Source organism: Clostridium phoceensis (assembly GCF_001244495.1).
GTDB classification, from domain to species: domain Bacteria; phylum Bacillota; class Clostridia; order Oscillospirales; family Oscillospiraceae; genus Lawsonibacter; species Lawsonibacter asaccharolyticus.
This window is the reverse complement of record NZ_LN866274.1, coordinates 1467806-1481147: the sequence shown is the minus strand read 5'-3', so window position 1 is coordinate 1481147 and position 13342 is coordinate 1467806. Positions and strand designations below refer to the sequence as shown.

General features: G+C 52.2%; 13 protein-coding genes. 6 read left to right on the top strand and 7 right to left on the bottom strand.

All coding sequences use genetic code 11. From position 1 onward, the window contains the following. Window positions 1–19: 19 nt before the first annotated feature. The 5 genes from BN1969_RS08015 to BN1969_RS07995 form a co-directional block, all read right to left on the bottom strand. The gene (locus tag BN1969_RS08015) at window positions 20–961 is read right to left on the bottom strand and encodes an ornithine cyclodeaminase family protein (protein WP_050623824.1); all 942 of its coding nucleotides are present in this window, start codon (window positions 959–961) and stop codon (window positions 20–22) included. A gap of 37 nt (window positions 962–998) precedes the next feature. Continuing rightward, window positions 999–1628: a helix-turn-helix transcriptional regulator gene (locus tag BN1969_RS08010; RefSeq protein ID WP_050623823.1), complete on the bottom strand. Its 630-nt coding sequence runs from the start codon at window positions 1626–1628 to the stop codon at window positions 999–1001. 469 nt (window positions 1629–2097) lie between these two features. Next, window positions 2098–2307, bottom strand: coding sequence for a hypothetical protein (locus tag BN1969_RS08005; RefSeq protein ID WP_147577036.1), 210 nt, complete (start codon window positions 2305–2307; stop codon window positions 2098–2100). A gap of 158 nt (window positions 2308–2465) precedes the next feature. Next, window positions 2466–2873: a response regulator gene (locus BN1969_RS08000; RefSeq protein WP_147577034.1), complete on the bottom strand. Its 408-nt coding sequence runs from the start codon at window positions 2871–2873 to the stop codon at window positions 2466–2468. A 497-nt stretch (window positions 2874–3370) separates the two neighbouring features. After that, window positions 3371–4105: a helix-turn-helix domain-containing protein gene (locus tag BN1969_RS07995; RefSeq protein ID WP_050623820.1), complete on the bottom strand. Its 735-nt coding sequence runs from the start codon at window positions 4103–4105 to the stop codon at window positions 3371–3373. A gap of 282 nt (window positions 4106–4387) precedes the next feature. On the opposite strand from BN1969_RS07995, the gene BN1969_RS07990 reads away from it, so the two are divergent. After that, entirely contained in the window at window positions 4388–4852 is a 465-nt protein-coding gene (locus BN1969_RS07990; protein WP_187120337.1) for a sporulation initiation factor Spo0A C-terminal domain-containing protein, read from the top strand. A 42-nt stretch (window positions 4853–4894) separates the two neighbouring features. Beyond that, window positions 4895–5794 carry a PAS domain-containing protein gene (locus BN1969_RS07985; RefSeq protein ID WP_050623818.1) on the top strand — a complete coding sequence of 300 codons (900 nt, stop codon included), beginning with the start codon at window positions 4895–4897 and terminating at the stop codon, window positions 5792–5794. A gap of 166 nt (window positions 5795–5960) precedes the next feature. On the opposite strand, the gene BN1969_RS07980 is transcribed toward BN1969_RS07985, so the two are convergent. Further along, on the bottom strand, window positions 5961–6146 hold the full coding sequence (locus BN1969_RS07980; protein WP_050623817.1) for a hypothetical protein: 186 nt from the start codon (window positions 6144–6146) through the stop codon (window positions 5961–5963). A gap of 713 nt (window positions 6147–6859) precedes the next feature. Here BN1969_RS07980 and BN1969_RS07975 point away from each other — a divergent pair. The 3 genes from BN1969_RS07975 (at window position 6860) to BN1969_RS07965 (ending at window position 10941) form a co-directional block, all read left to right on the top strand. Then, the gene (locus BN1969_RS07975; protein WP_050623816.1) at window positions 6860–7228 is read left to right on the top strand and encodes an Hpt domain-containing protein; all 369 of its coding nucleotides are present in this window, start codon (window positions 6860–6862) and stop codon (window positions 7226–7228) included. 14 nt (window positions 7229–7242) lie between these two features. Next, window positions 7243–7698: a response regulator gene (locus tag BN1969_RS07970; protein ID WP_050623815.1), complete on the top strand. Its 456-nt coding sequence runs from the start codon at window positions 7243–7245 to the stop codon at window positions 7696–7698. A 144-nt stretch (window positions 7699–7842) separates the two neighbouring features. After that, entirely contained in the window at window positions 7843–10941 is a 3099-nt protein-coding gene (locus BN1969_RS07965; protein ID WP_050623814.1) for a PAS domain-containing hybrid sensor histidine kinase/response regulator, read from the top strand. Window positions 10942–11952: 1011 nt separating this feature from the next. Here BN1969_RS07965 and BN1969_RS07960 read toward each other — a convergent pair. After that, entirely contained in the window at window positions 11953–12192 is a 240-nt protein-coding gene (locus BN1969_RS07960; protein ID WP_050623813.1) for a TnpV protein, read from the bottom strand. Between the two features lie 263 nt (window positions 12193–12455). Between BN1969_RS07960 and BN1969_RS17090 the strand changes: the two genes are divergently transcribed. Continuing rightward, window positions 12456–13334 (top strand): dipicolinate synthase subunit DpsA, encoded by an 879-nt coding sequence (locus tag BN1969_RS17090; protein WP_077138730.1) that lies wholly within the window; start codon window positions 12456–12458, stop codon window positions 13332–13334. The last annotated feature ends 8 nt before the right edge of the window (window positions 13335–13342 follow it).

Sequence of the window (13342 nt, the reverse complement as noted above, 5' to 3'; positions counted from 1 at the left end):
GGGTCATGGGGCCAGCCATTCAGCTGCGGCTTCCGCCGCACAGATACTTGACACAGGCCACATCCTCCACGGCCAGGCCCAGCGCGTCAAACAGAGTAATCTCTTCCCCGCTGCTCCGGCCCGGGACACGCCCCAGCAGCACGTCGCCCAGAGAGCCCACAATGTGGTCCGGACCGATCAGTCCCTCCTGCAGGGGGACCAGATATTCACCGCACTCCTTGCGCATGGCCTCCACCTGATCGGCGTACAGTCTGGCTTTGGCCACCAGAGTACTGGTGACCTCTCGGGTGGTGGGCGTGAAAGCGCCCACAGCGTTGATATGGGTGCCGGGGGCAATCCAGTCGCTCTCCAAATATGGCTCCCGACTGGGCGTTACGGTGCAGACGATGTCAGCGTCGCATACCGCCTCCCGGACACTGTCTGCAGCGGTGACCGGAATACCAAATTTTTCCTCCATCTCCTGACAGTAGCGGCGGGCCGTCTGAGTGTTTTGATCATAGACGGTCACGGAATGGATATCCCCCACACCGGTCATGGCGGCCAAGTGAGACCGTCCTTGTGCTCCCGCCCCGATAATGGCTAGGCGGTGGGCATCGGGCCGGGCCAGCAGGTCGGTGGCAACGCCGGAGACCGCGCCGGTACGGATCTCAGTAATGACCGCCGCGTCGGCCATTCCCAGGAAGCTGCCGTGTTCTCCCTCAAATAGCAGCACATAGCCGATGTGGGATGGGTATTTGGTTCCTGCATTCTGGGGAAACGCTGAAAGCACTTTGGCTCCAAAGCAGTCCCCCAAACAGGCCGGCATAAACCCAAACTTCTCTCCGCCTGGCAGCAGGGCAATGGAGCGCAACGGCTGGGTGTAATTCCCGGCCTCCAGCTCCCGCAGGCTGGTGCGCATCAGGTCGATACACACAGGCATGGTCAGCCGCTGGCAGACTTCTGCGGCCTCTACAATTGTCATGGGCGTCTCCCCTTCTCCAGCATTATGGTCTGCTTCATTAAATGTGCTCCAACTCATTGAGGTAGTTGTAAATCGTATATTTGGATACACCCATACGCTCGGCTACATAGGGGACGCTGCGCTGCAGGTGGAAAATACCCTTCTCTTTCAGCAGGGCCACCAGCGCCATTCGGTCGCCCTTGCGCATCTGAGACATGGGCTTGTCCAGTTTGGCCTGGCAGGCATCGAAGATGGCATCCAAATCAGAGCGGTCCTCTGAGATAGAGTCCAATAGGCTGCCAGAGGACTCGGTAAAGTTCTCCAGCAGGCGGCGCATCGCCCCCATCACCGAGACATCATAGTTGATGCCAAGGGCATAATGGTACCCCTCGCCCCGCAGGTGGAAAGTAGAGGATTTGATATTCTTCCCGCTGGGGGTCACTACCATCTGGTTCAGGAAATCCTGATCCAGACTGGTCCCTTCCGGGTCATCCTGGATGGTATCCCTTCCATAAATACTCAACGTGGAGCCGGCGCTGCGTCCGGAGACGTGACCATTGAAAATCACCAGATTCTTCATCCGCTCACCCTCCATCTCATGGACTACCGTTTCACAGCTGTCGCCAAACATACTGGCAATCCCCTGGGCCAGACGGCAGAGAAACTCGAACGCCTCCTCTTGACGCATGGTCAGTCCCCTTTTCTGTGTCTCATTGGTAATGGGGTAATTATAATGATATCTCAACAAATTGTCAATATAATTTCAACAAAAAATAAATATTGGTCGAGCAGTGCGAAAATTTGCGAGCAGTTTACGCGGATATCGTACGGATCTGTGGCCCGACAAAGTTGCCTTCGCAGAAAAAACGGCTGTTCCGGCTGCGTAGTTTGCTGGATTTTCGGCCGTTGGTTCTGACACTTTACTCCGAACAGAACAGCCAGCAGGTCAGTCGATGTAACTAGTGCTGGAAATATTTCATTCCGAAAATGAAAAAGGCCCCCCGGTACTGTGACCGGGTGGCTGATGGCAAGAGCTGCAAACAGCGCGGGGGAATCTGGTAAGGCTAGATAAGACTTCGGAGGGCGAAGCACCCTTCACTTTATAAAAAGCTGCAGGACAGGAAATACACCCATCTGCTTCTCTGGCATGAAATTTTCTATTTAGTAACGGTATCCATCGCTTTCTTGGCATAGACCGCCAGATTGTCCACCTCCACCGTCACCCTATGCTCCCAGCGGTCGGCGCCGTTTTCAAAGGGGGCGTTTTCCAGGTCGTAGACCTGTACCATAAAGGTCCCGTTGCCCTTCGTCAGTAAGGAGCTGCGGTCAGCAGTTACTTCCAGCGCGAAAGTACCATCCAGGGTCACGTTTTTTGCCCCGCCCTCCACCTGGACACTGCCGCTTATGGCCCGCCAGGAGAAGGTGACGAAGTGTTCAGGCGCTGGTTGGCTCCAAGGGAAATATAGAAGGTATAGGTGTCGCTGCCAGAAGGAACTATGAGGACTTGCCCAGCATCTTGGTACAATCATACCAAACAAAAGAGGATAGGAGGACTGCGCCGTGAAGCGAATACGATCATGAATGCTTCTTTTTTCCTGCTGTGCGCGGCAGTGGCGGCGGCACTGCTGTGCTTCCGCAGCTGGCCGTTGGGAAAGGCGGCCACCGTGCCGTGGCTCTGGCTTTTGGCATAGAGCAGGGTATCCAGCGGCAGCACCGATGTCTTGCTGCCCAGCCGCAGGGTCACCCGGTCCGGCCGGTGGTGCAGACAGAGATTTGTCTCCAGGGCCTGAGCCAGCTCCGCCCGGTCCACCGGTTTGTAGAGGTACTGGATAGGGCGGACGGAGTAGCCGTCCTTGAGGCATTCCTGGCTGCTGGCGATGAAGAGGATGCTGGTCTGTTCATTCTCTGCCCGCGGATCTCGGGCCAGTTCCATTCCCGTCCGGCCTCCATCAGGATATCCATATATAATAAGAAGTTCAAACCGCTCCCCGCCGTCCAGCGCGGCGGCCAGCTCCCCGGCGCTGGACAAGGCAGAGATGGTGTGCTCCGACTTAAACCCGGTGAGAATCTCGCGGCACAGGTCGCAGATCTGCTCCTAGGCATCACGCTCATCCTCACAGGCCGCCACTCAGTATATATCTCCCGCCCTCTAGCTGCCTCATGGCTCCATTATAGATGGGGGATACCTGTTTGTAGAGGGCAGGCAGAGAGCGCCAGCCTTTTTGATGGGCCTTTTCTTGTCTATGCGGTGCAATTTTTGAGCTTCCATTGTCTATATTTATGTAGTGTTAGGCCAAATACAAAATTTTATATTTATATTTTACAAGTTCTTACTAATATCAAAAATCTGCATAAAAAGTAAAAGCCCCAAGGCTTTTCACAACGAAGATCCCTTCTTTTCGCCAAAAATATTCGGAAAGCAGGGTTCATTTAAGTTTCCAAAACGGCATTTACTTGGCCAAGGACCGTACCAATACAGTGGAATTCATCCGCTTCTTTCACCAAAATATCCTCATCAATTACATTTAGAGATCGAAGACGGCACTCTCCCTTCTCCTGGAAAAGGGTACGGATATAGTAAATGCCATTGAGACAGAACAGCCCCATCTCATTGTGCCGTGCCTGTCTTCTCTGGAGTGCCAGAATATCAAATTTTCGAAAGACAGGCAGATATTGATCTACTTGAATTTGAAAGCAAAAATCGGTTCCGTCAGGCAGATCTTTTTGCATGATGTGCGCGCTGCCCAATTTCGTTTGCATGAGAAATCCGGTGTGGAGCTTACGCACACCAGGCAGATAGCAGGGGAGGGTAAGCTGACTCTTGGTAATAGTTCGGGCATATTCCTCATTGATAATCAGCCGAACGAGCCGCTTTCCCTCTTCCGAAAGCTTTTTATATTTTTGAATAGAATCAATTTCTTCCGCATTCAGGTCCTGGTCATAAAGATTTCTTACTTGGCTATGTCCAAGATAATCGGAGTAAATATAATTGGCATCGACCTCCAACACATTGATTAGGGAAATCAGGATATCAGGTTTCGGGGTGCTGATACCATTTTCGTAATTGGCAATCGCTGAGGGAGTCACGCATATTTTAGCCGCCAGCTGGGGCCTGGTGAGGCCCATTTCCTGTCTCCTCTGCCGTAATCTATCTCCCAGGCTCATGTGAGGTCCTCCTTATCAGACGCTACAATCCCCATTTTCTGCCTCACAAATCTCTTGCCCGCAAAAAGAGGATAACAAGAAATTTGTAAAAATTGGTCGGCTTTCAAAGATATTTGTTGTAAGCTAAGGGTGCTGAACGTGTTACATGGACATATGTACCACGAACGGCGTATTTAAGTATATCGATAATACTTAAAGCAAAAGACAGCGCTTGTCAACCAGGAAATGTACGTGGCCCCCATAGGAATGGCTGGGCAATCTATCATTGAAAGGATATTTATTATGATATACGATGAAATCGCGGATACTCTGCTGCGCGCAGGGATTCCGGTCAATACAAAAGGGTTTATATATATTCACGATGCTTTAGAACTCATGGATAAAGATCCCTACTATTTTTCCGGAAAGATCTGTGCGTTATACGCAAAGATAGCCAAGCAGAACGGAGCCAGTTTCGCACAGGTAGAGCGCGGGATACGCTACGCTTTTGAGGGTGCCCTGACACGCGGGGATTCGAAATTGGCGGGGCATTATCTGGACCCCGTCAATACCCAAAGCTTCAATCAACTCAAAGTCTTGTTTCTGCGGTGGAAACAGGACTCACATCAGAGAGAGACAGCTTTATGCAATAATATGTCCGTATGCCGTGCGGAGATATACAACGAGATCCTTGCTGAGATGAAAGTTTTGACCTCTACGATCCGGCAGGCTGCATTAAGTGCCGTCTCTCAAAAAACAGCAGTGTAAGGAGAGCCCTATTCAATATGTATATGGGAGAGTTATGTGGGAATGAAGAGTGATCTGAAAATGCCAGCCCCTTCGCAGTGCTTCGTTTATAAACCTGACGAGAAGAGACAGCTTGAGCATTGTATAGAAAAAGCAATGCTGGATTTGCTGAGCAAATGTATGTTCGGCGGTATTATGATTACTTATAATGCTCCGGGCTTCCCCCTCTATTACATTGATGAACAGATGCTGTCTCTTTTGAATTATCCAAGCCAGAGGGATCTCATCGCCGCTGTCGGGAAAGCCATGATCAATTGCCTTCGGCCAGAGGACCGCGAAAATGTAAAGGCAGAGATCGCACAGGCCCTTCTCGTTGGAAATAACTATACAACGGCATATAGAATGCTGTGCAGAGGCAAAGGCTATATCTGGGTAAAAGAGACAGGAGTACAGACGGTCTTACCCAATGGCGCATCAGTACTGGTCAGCCTATGCTTGGACATCACCGGTCAAATGGAGGCGCAGGCTGAATTGGAGTCCATCGTTCAATGTCCGATGGGCGGAATTTTCCGTGCCAGAACGGATCGGGATCTTACCTTGATCTATGCGAACGATCACTACTATGCTCTGCATGGCTTTACAAGGGAGACATTCCGCAACAAATTAAATAACCAAGCGATCCACTTGGTACATCCCTCGGATATTCCCTGGATTGAGCAGCGGCTGCGTAACGCCATAAAACAGAGGGAGTCAACGATCAGCTTAGAATATCGTGTAGTTCGTCCCGATGGGGAGGTCGTATGGCTGTTGATGAATGGCTCCTTTTCCGAGCAGCAAGGGGACATGCTTCTCACTGGCATGGTCATTGACATTTCGCATCAAAAGTTCATGGAGGAACGTCTCTGTTGTAAAAGTCGGCGCCAGCGCGCACTTTGCGTCCAAAATTGCGAGCCTATCAATTAGAATCTCAGCCCCAGGACCGGACCGAATATTTGTTTGTTATCGTCTGAGCCAGGCAGAGTCAGTTTTAAATCCCCATAGTGAGCGATAATCGCTTATAATATCAATGTTTGAGTCTTATATAGTTTCCCTTGTTTTTGACCTTACAGGCTGAAACAGGGGAACACTTTTACTCCCCGCAGGCTGCCTTGTCCAGCAGCTCCTGCATATCCTTGGGTGCCATATCTTTTGAGGCGAGCAACCAGATCGTCATCTGTCCGTCTAACAAGGAGCTCTCCCGTCTCAATGACCAGTACAGCAGCAGGCGAGGCTCCCATAAGCGGTTCATCCGGCAGTGCATCAACCGCGATGCCATCTAGGAAGCCCCTCCTGTTGATATGCCAACGCTGGTCTAGGAAGTTCGCAGCAGCAGGAACATCCCGAACCAACTCCTCCGTACCGTCAGCTCCATCGGCCTGCTGGATGAGGCCAAGCTCCGCAGGGTGCTGGGACACAACCGGGAGATGGAGGGATGTATCGTGGAGGCTTACCCGAAAGGCTGACAGCAAAACACACCGCACAGCCTCACGGTCATTCGGTGCTTACATCAATTATAACATTCTCCGGTAAACGCGAGGGAAATGATGTGGTTTACTGTACTTCACCTTAATGCAAAGTCCGCTGTTATTTTGCTGTTTTCATGACCTTCCAGATATTGTACTGTCTTAAGATCATCAGAAGCGCAAATGAGCTCGGTGATAGGTGATATATGTGCAACATAATTTTATCTGAAAATCAATACTCCTTTTGCCTTTGGCCGGTATATCTTGTTCAATTATCAATGCCATACTCTTAAGTTAGATCTGTGGAGTGCGCTTCCGTACAGGGCCGGATCATTTTTTATGCAGAACAATCTCGTCTCCTCCCTTGTAGACATACTGTAACTTTTTGTAGAATTTGAGATTTCCTATCTATACAGATCGTAAAAATACTGTTACAATTAGATAAAGACAAACTGTGAGCAGACATCGGGTTCAAATGCTCTGCGAAGAGAGCGCAGCTCGATTGTTAGAAAGCGAGTGACACTGTATGGAATTTCATGAACTGCTGGAGCGAATCGGGGTAGATGCACCGGCAACTGTGGCCAGATTGGGAGGAATGGAGTCGATTTTGAGGCGCTTTATCCTGAAATTTCCACAGGACCCGACCTTCAGCGCCCTGGCCCATGCCTATGACATTCGTGACATGAAGGCGTTGGAGCGCCATGTTCACACGTTGAAGGGCCTGACTGCTAATCTGGGTATCGAGCCGCTGCGCCAGCTGTGTGCCGAATATCTGGAGCAGATCAGAACCGCTGTGCCCCCTAGTGAGCTGACAACTTATCAACGCCAACTTACCCTGGAGTACCGCAGGGTCACCCAGAGCATCACCCAGTTCCTAGCGGAACAAACCGGTTGAAAGAAGGAACGCGGATGAAAAAAATCATGATCGTAGACGACGATGTGACCAGTGTGGCCATCGTCAAGGCTCTGCTGGAGCCAGAATTTGAGGTGGTCAGCGCCAATACTGGAGTAGAGGCCCTGGGCGAGCTTCAGCGTTCGCCAGATTTGAATCTGATCCTGCTGGATATGGTGATGCCGGGCGTCAGCGGCATGGACCTGCTCAAGGTGCTGAAAAAATTTGAAAACTGGTCCAATATATCCGTGATCTTCCTGACCAGCCTGGAGGGCGTGGATATTGAACTGGAGGGCTTTACCAACGGAGCGTCAGACTTTCTTCAGAAGCCTGTGAATGCAGAGCTGCTGCGGCTGAAGATCAAGCGCCAGCTGTTTATCCAGGATCTGAAAGCGGAGAACCAGCACTTACAAAAGACCTTGCAGACGCTGCACAGCCGGATCGACCAGGTATTCAACGAGGTCCTGCCGTGAGCCTCCCTTTGACGCTTTCCTGTGGGTTCAGCGGCCGGTAAGCAGGTCGACAAAAAGACGATGCGCGTGGCTCTGTGTCCAGAGGTATGCGCATTGAAAAACTCCACATCCGACGTGAAAACTGAGAGGCAGGAAGGATCGTTTATGAATCAGAATCAAAACAGAGGGATCGATGCGCTCCACGGAGGCCTTGCTGTCTATGACGGGTCCACGGACAAATTTGTGTTTCAGTATTGCTCTGATACGCTTGTAAAGCTGATCTGCGGCGATCGGTCGGAATTTGAAGCGCTTACCCGTGGAAACGCCCTGCAGATCGTTTGCGAGTGCGACCGGGAGCAGGTGGAACAAGCCTTGCGCGTGGCGCGGGAAGAGCATACAGAGCTCAGCACGCATTTCTGGCTGAAAAGCAAGGGCGGGCGTCAGATCTGGTGTCATCTAGTGGGATGGATGGTGGGAGAGGAGTTCCAGGTGCTGTTCTCCGGACTATCTCCGGAGGTCCAGCTGTTTCAGCACATTGTCAGTGAATCGGCGGACGATATTTATGTGATCGATTCGGAAAACTACGACCTCCTGTATGCCAACAGCCTGAAATCCAGGGGCGGAGCACAGAGCGCCTTCCCAGCCGGGAAATGCTACGAGGTGCTGCACGGCAGAACAGAACCATGTGAGTTCTGCTCCCTGTATTCAGGCGCGTCTGCACAATCGGAAGGTGTGGAAGTCCACGAACTGAACGGAAGGACCTATACGACGAGGACCCGGGTAACAGACTGGAATGGGACCCCGGCGTACATCAAATATGTACGCGATACGACTGAGGAACTGAAAGAACGCAGGGCAAAGGAGCGGCTGGAGCAGTATTTTCAGACTGCGGTGAAATATCTTCCCGGCGGCATGGCCGTGATCCGACATGATGTAGACGGAAGCATCAAACCGGAGTATCTCTCAGAAGGCTTTTCAGAAATGCTGGGTATGCGCCATGAGGACGCCTGGGCCATGTATCAGGAGAGCGCCCTTGCCGGCGTGCATCCGGACGATCAGGCGTTCGTTCGTGAGAATCTGGATCGCTGTATCAGCGAAAAACGCGAGAAATATGAGCTTGAGTATCGCCTGCAAAAGGGAAACGGGGAGTACATCTGGGTCAAGACCAAGGTGTCTGTCATTCAGTGCGACGGCGACTGTGTAAGGGTCTATGCCGATTATCACGATGTGACCGCAGAAAAAAAGGTCAAGGAGCAGCTGCGCCAGCAGTATCAGGAGCAGATACACCAGCACTATCAGTTGGCTGGACCGGATGCTTTGATTCTTGGACACTGTAACATTACAAAAAATCAGATCCTTGAGATCGTGGACCACACAGACTCCGACCTTCTTTCTCTGTTTGGTTCGGAGCGGGAAAATTTTTTCACAGGGCTGGGGACCCTGATCGTCGATCAGGAGGAGCGAAAGACCTTTTACTCCAAATATTTGAACGAACCGTCTCAAAGAGCCTATGCCGCCGGCGACAGAGAAATCGTCATGCCCTGCTTTATCGACCTCCCGAAGCAGCGTGCCGGAAGATATGTCCAATTTAAGGTGCGTTTAGTAGAGATGCCGGATACAGGAGATATTACTGGTATCCTGACTGTGACGGACATCACGAAGGAGACGATACGAGATAAGATATTTTTAACGCTGTCCTCTACGAAATATGACTTGGTGGCGGATGTGGATCTTCTTACCGACCAATATGAGATCGTGAGCGGTGGAGATGACAATATCCCTGAGATGACAGGCTGTAATTCTGAGCGCATCCGGAAAGTCGTGGGAGAGACGCTTGTGGAAGACTGGGGCGAAGAGGGATATGTAGAAAAGATGCTGGATCCTGCCACGATGCTGGAACGGTTAAAAGAGCAGGGAAGCTACTCCTTCATCTTTTCTGTGTACAATGCCGCCGGTGAGATCCGAACGAAAAAAATGCACATTTCGGCCATCGATCTGCGGCTTGGACGGGTCTGCTTCATCCGGGCGGATGTAACGGACGTCTTGAACGCGGAGCGAAAGGCAAAGGAAGAGCTCGAAAGAGCACTGCGCGAAGCGGAAAACGCGAGTAAGGTGAAAAGTGATTTCCTCTCCTCGATGAGCCACGACATCCGTACGCCCATGAATGCGATCGTTGGTATGACGACCTTGGCCCTTGCGAACCTGGATAACACCGACAAACTGAAGGATTATCTGTACAAGATCTCTGTGTCATCCCAGCATTTACTCAGCCTGATCAATGACATTCTGGATATGAGCCAGATCGAACAGTCTAAAATACATCTGAACCTTCAAACGATCCATATTGAGGAGCTGATCGGAAATATATCCTCTATTATGACCTCTCAGGCGGAAAACATAGGCCTGTGCTTCAAAATTGAGACGAGTGTGTTCCAGCACATCAAATTTACCGGCGATGCACTGAGAATCAAGCAGATCTTGATCAATCTTCTGAGCAATGCATTCAAATTCACATTGGAGGGTGGAATGGTCATCTTCCGTGTTGAGGAGATCAATGCAGAGAGACAGGGATATGTACGCTACCGGTTCACAGTTCAGGATACCGGAATCGGCATCAGAGATGAATTCCTCAACCGACTGTTTGAACCATTTAACCGGAGCAAAAGGGTCTCCAAGGTGGAAGGGACCGGCCTGGGATTGAGCATCACCAAGGGACTGGTCGATTTGATGGGCGGTACGATCCAAGTGGAAAGCAAGCTTGGTCAAGGGACAAAGTTTGAGGTCGAACTGGAATTTGACATTCCCTCTGAGCAGGAACAGTACTCCCGGGATGTGCCCGTTGAGGTGGAGTCTGGCGACTTGTCCGGCTATCATTTCCTGCTGGTAGAGGATAATGAGATCAATTCTGAGATACTGGGAGAACTGCTACAGATGTGGGGAGCCACATTTACACTTAGGTGTGACGGCCTTCAGGCGGTCAACGAGTTCAATCAGTCTGAGCCGGGGACATACGATGCAATTTTCATGGACATACAGATGCCGGTGATGAATGGCTATGAGGCAGCGAGAGAAATTCGGAAGCTCGCTCATCCAGACGCAGCATCCATCCCCATCTTTGCGATGACGGCAAATGCGTTTGCTCAGGATGTGCGTGACGCTTTGGAGGCCGGAATGAACGCTCACATCTCGAAGCCTGTTGAGATGGATCTGCTGTATAGTACAGTGTCGAAATATTTGAAGAAAAATGATCCAGCCCGTCGTTAAGAGCGAAACAATGCGTTTGTCTCACTGCCATGGAGCAGCAAATCGCAAACTTCAGCACTGTATCACTGTCAGAATAAGCACAGCAAAAGGTGAGGGATGTTCGGCTCCTTTTACTCACTCTGCAGAAAAGAGCCAGATGGTTTTCTTTCATGCCCTTCTCCTCCGGAGCCTTTCCCCAGCAGGTCGATTGACAGCTTCAAAAGAAAAGGCTCTGTCGCAGAATAGTTTTCAAAAATGAAAGCAAATAAAAAGTTACCGAGAACCCCGGAGCTGCGGTTCTCGGTAACTTTTTATTTATTCCATTTTTCTGTCTCAGACTGAAATCTGTATTTTGTGACTGGCTCTCTCAAAGCCGTCAGCACTGACGGATTTGATGAGAGAAGACTGTATCAATTCCATCAGATCATAGTTTTGCTCAGTCCCTCCGCACCGCCCGCAACGTCTTCTGGTAATTGGGGCAGCCATTGCGGCGGTCAAAGCGCCCTCCAGCCTCTTCTGCCTGACTCCAGAACCACTGGGTCAGGGCGGCACACTCATATAATCCGTCTACAGAACAGTCTGTGAAGTCGGGGAACTGCGGGTTTAGGTACTGTGCGCTTTGGGCCTGACAGAATCCACCGCAAGGACTGGGCAACCACATCCCAAGATACCCCGCTGGGGTGTTTCTATAAATCACTACTGGAACCAGTTTTATACGGCGCAGGAATGCACCTGGCATGGCAAAACACACACGCAGCGCTCTCAGTATGAGCGGTATGTGGATAGCTGGCATCAGTTTTTAAATACAGTCTCTTCCAAGAACTGTTATCTCAGCCCTTCCAGTAAAGACGCACCGGCTTATGGGCTGCATACCACACTCAACAAACAGGGATAATCAGGCATGGCCCCATGCGGTCTGGCGTCAGAGCATATAGGATTTCTGCATCTGCTGTCAGCCACCAGAAATCGGGTCGGGTGAGCCAACACCTCAGAAATACGATAAAAGGGGCATTGCTCCGCTGTCACTTCACTTTATGTGTATATGATCTCCTTGTCTACAACTTCCATTGCACCGGCTCGGATATTGTTCATCTTACCGCTCCATGTCATTTGATCGGCGGCTTTCATCGTTTCGGTGATTTCCTGCGCCTCGCCATCTGTTGGATGATAATGTCCGCCCCTCCTGAAGAACGCTGAGCGCCAGACGGGCGGCCTGGGTAAAATGGACACAGCGCGCAGGTGCTGGTCTCCAATGCTTTTAAGTACAAACACACACCTCGCCTCCGCGGGAGAGCGGTCCCTCCCCCGTGGATGTCGGAAGATTTTCGATCTGTCCATACCGATAGATAGTATATTATAGCAAAATACCCCCGCATTGCAAAGAAAATCCCCCGGAAAGCCCACGGAAAATGCCGCGCCCCGCTCCGCATTTTTTACTTTCCCAGCAAGTGGGCCCTGACAGCCACTCTCCGGCCCCGGAACCCCCTTTTCTCCCCCGTCATAGACTGAACCAGCAAAGAATGGAGGCTGACGCCATGAAACGTGAACTGAATTTCTGGGTGCTGGGCGGGGACCTGCGCCAAGCCTGTCTGGCCCGCCTGCTGGCGGAGGACGGCCACCGCGTCCATACTTACGCCCTGAGCGGCAGCGTGGTCACGCCCACGGAAAACCTGACCCTGGCCGACTCGCTGGACGGGATCGGCCGGGCAGACTGCGTGGTCCTCCCTCTCCCGGTGGCCGGGGCCGAGGGGATGGTCAACACCCCCCTTACCCGCTCTGCCCTTCCCCTGGCCTCTCTGCTGGATGCCCTCTCACCCCCCCAGATCCTGTGTGGCGGCCGGGTAGACCCGGTCTCCGCCGCTATGGCTGACGCCCGGGGGCTGATCCTTCGGGACTACTTCGCCCGGGAGGAGCTGGCGGTGGCCAACGCAGTCCCCACGGCGGAGGGGGCGGTCCAGCTGGCTATGGAGCAGATGCCTGTCACCATCCACGGGGCTCGGGTGCTCATCACCGGCTTCGGCCGGGTTGGGCAGGCCGCGGCCCGGCGCTTCGCCGCCCTGGGAGCCCGGGTCAGCGTGGCCGCCCGGCGGTATGAGCAGCTGGCTCTGGCGGAGAGCGAGGGCTACGGCGCAGAGCAGATCGGCGGTCTGGACGGCTGGCTGTGCGGCTACGATCTGGTGGTCAACACCGTCCCCGCCCCGGTACTGGGGGAGACGGAACTGAAAGATCTGCGGCCCGACTGCCTCATCATCGACCTGGCCTCCAAGCCCGGCGGGGTGGACCGCAAGGCCGCCGACCGCCTGGGACGTCAGGTGATCTGGGCCCTGTCCCTCCCCGGCAAGGTGGCCCCTGTCACCGCTGGCGGCGCCATTCGGAGCACCATCTACAACATGCTCCACGAGCTGGACGTGTGATATCTAGA

Coding starts and splice junctions, on each gene's coding strand:
- BN1969_RS08015 (WP_050623824.1), bottom strand. CDS start 961: ATGACAATTGTAGAGGCCGCAGAAGTCTGCCAGCGGCTGACCATGCCT.
- BN1969_RS08010 (WP_050623823.1), bottom strand. CDS start 1,628: ATGCGTCAAGAGGAGGCGTTCGAGTTTCTCTGCCGTCTGGCCCAGGGG.
- BN1969_RS08000 (WP_147577034.1), bottom strand. CDS start 2,873: ATGGAACTGGCCCGAGATCCGCGGGCAGAGAATGAACAGACCAGCATC.
- BN1969_RS07995 (WP_050623820.1), bottom strand. CDS start 4,105: ATGAGCCTGGGAGATAGATTACGGCAGAGGAGACAGGAAATGGGCCTC.
- BN1969_RS07990 (WP_187120337.1), top strand. CDS start 4,388: ATGATATACGATGAAATCGCGGATACTCTGCTGCGCGCAGGGATTCCG.
- BN1969_RS07985 (WP_050623818.1), top strand. CDS start 4,895: ATGAAGAGTGATCTGAAAATGCCAGCCCCTTCGCAGTGCTTCGTTTAT.
- BN1969_RS07980 (WP_050623817.1), bottom strand. CDS start 6,146: ATGGCATCGCGGTTGATGCACTGCCGGATGAACCGCTTATGGGAGCCT.
- BN1969_RS07975 (WP_050623816.1), top strand. CDS start 6,860: ATGGAATTTCATGAACTGCTGGAGCGAATCGGGGTAGATGCACCGGCA.
- BN1969_RS07970 (WP_050623815.1), top strand. CDS start 7,243: ATGAAAAAAATCATGATCGTAGACGACGATGTGACCAGTGTGGCCATC.
- BN1969_RS07965 (WP_050623814.1), top strand. CDS start 7,843: ATGAATCAGAATCAAAACAGAGGGATCGATGCGCTCCACGGAGGCCTT.
- BN1969_RS17090 (WP_077138730.1), top strand. CDS start 12,456: ATGAAACGTGAACTGAATTTCTGGGTGCTGGGCGGGGACCTGCGCCAA.